We start from the raw sequence: 1,920 nt of genomic DNA on the forward strand, positions 1-1,920 counted from the left end.
GCCCCAGACGGTGGCTCCGAGTCCGTAGACCGACGCATTCGCACGTTCGACGACCTCATCGATGTCGTCGTACGCGAGAATCGGCACGATCGGCCCGAAGGGTTCCTCTTGGACGATACGGCTGTCCTCCGGCGGGTTATCGACGATCGTGATCGGCACGAAGTTGCCATCGAGCGTCTCATCGATCTTTCCGCCGAGAGGTACTCGATAGCCGTTTCGCTCAACGTCAGCGAAGAGTTCGCGCAGTTTGTCATACTGCATGCGATTGTTGATCGGGCCCAGGTCGCTCGACGGATCCATGCCGTCCCCGACCTTCTGGGTCTTCGCATACTCAACCAGCGCCTTGACGAAGTCTTCGTGAAAGGACCGGTGCGCATAGATGCGTTTTGCGGCGATGCACCACTGCCCCGAGTTGCCAAAAGCCGCGTTGAAGACCTTGGGAACCGCGTCTTGCCAATCGGCGTCCGGCAGGAGGATCGCAGGATCGTTGCMGCCGAGTTCGAGAGTCACCCGCTTGATCGTGCCGGCGCTCGATGCCATGATCTTGGCTCCGGTCGCTGTCGATCCGGTGAACGTGATCATTCCGACGTCCGGGTGCTTGGTCAGGATCTCGCCAAGTTCATTGCCGCCCGTCACCACGTTGAACACTCCGGGCGGGAAGATCTGGGCGGCGAGCTCGCCGATCCGAAGCGCGCAGAGTGGGGTGTACGGCGACGGCTTGAGGACGACCGTGTTCCCCGTGATGAGCGCCGGCACGGTCTTCCACAGCACGTGAAGGTATGGATAGTTCCAGGGGATGATCGCTCCGACCACGCCGAGCGGCGCTCGCCGCAGCTCTACGCGACTCTCCTCATCCTCGGCGAGAACTTCGACCTTGAGCCGGGCTTTCGCGGTCTTCGGAACCCACGGGTTAGCGAGGTTCACCTCAAAATCCGCTTGGTTGTGCCGCGGCTTGCCCTGCTCGAGCGACAGCAGCGTGATGAAATCTTCCTTCTGGGCTTCGAGCGCGTCGAACAGGGCGACGATGTAACTCTCCCGCTCCTCCGGCGTGAGAGCAGCCCATGCCGGGTAGGCGCTCTTCGCGGCTGCGATCGCGCTGTTCATGTTCGCTTCGACGCCGAGCGGGGCACGCGCAAGAACCTTATTGGTCGCGGGATTGAGCACGTCGAAATGCTCCGTCGTCGGAACGACAGCCCCATCGATGATCAATCCGTAGGAGGCTGCGAAGTCGACCKGGACGACGTTCGACTTTGCCTCTGCGAGAGATACTCCCATGTACTCACTCCTGTCTTATGGTGCGCTCTTCCATACAGCCCTTGGGCCGCATGTTCGGAGGTCTAATATCATAATACGGTATTCTCATTCAGCGCTCAACTGGAGCGGATCTCGCCTATCACGAGGCGATTGCCGGGCGCTTGTCGCTCCAGGGGCGTACAGATTCGAACGCGGCCGCCGCTTGTAGAACGTGCGCGTCGCCGTGGAAGCCGCCCGAGATCTGCAAACCCACCGGCCGCCCATCCGACGTGAAACCCGCGGGCACGGTGATCGGTTGAGCCTGATCCGCGGCGACACGCGACGCGCACGTCAGCAGTGTKACTCAGAAAGCCCGTCCGTGCACCTCGGTAGGACAGATTACGGMAAGACAACTTCCCGAGACATATCGCTTCGTGGAAGCTCGCGGACGAGTACCGAGGCTCGAGGAGCGGCGCCGACGTCTCGAAAACCTGCAACTTGTCGAGACAAGCGATGAGGGTCAGCTGGCGCCGAGCGTTGAATGCCTCGCTGTCAATCCGCGGGATCGGACACGCTGGTCCAGTTGTCAGGTTCGAACTAATGCGCTATCAGTTATGTTGCCTATCGCCCGCTTCGCCGGTCGGATAGTCGGCGCCGCTCCTCGAGCCTCGGTACTCGTCCGCGAGC

At 61.4% G+C, this 1,920-nt stretch carries 1 protein-coding gene; it reads right to left on the reverse strand.

The window, feature by feature from the left end; genetic code table 11:
- A partial coding sequence (locus tag AC1DP3_RS18200) for an aldehyde dehydrogenase family protein (RefSeq protein ID WP_477295762.1) occupies window positions 1-1,275 on the reverse strand: 1,275 nt, incomplete at its 3' end.
- Window positions 1,276-1,920 lie beyond the last annotated feature (645 nt).

It is taken from the genome of Microbacterium sp. P5_B6 (genome assembly GCF_056400345.1).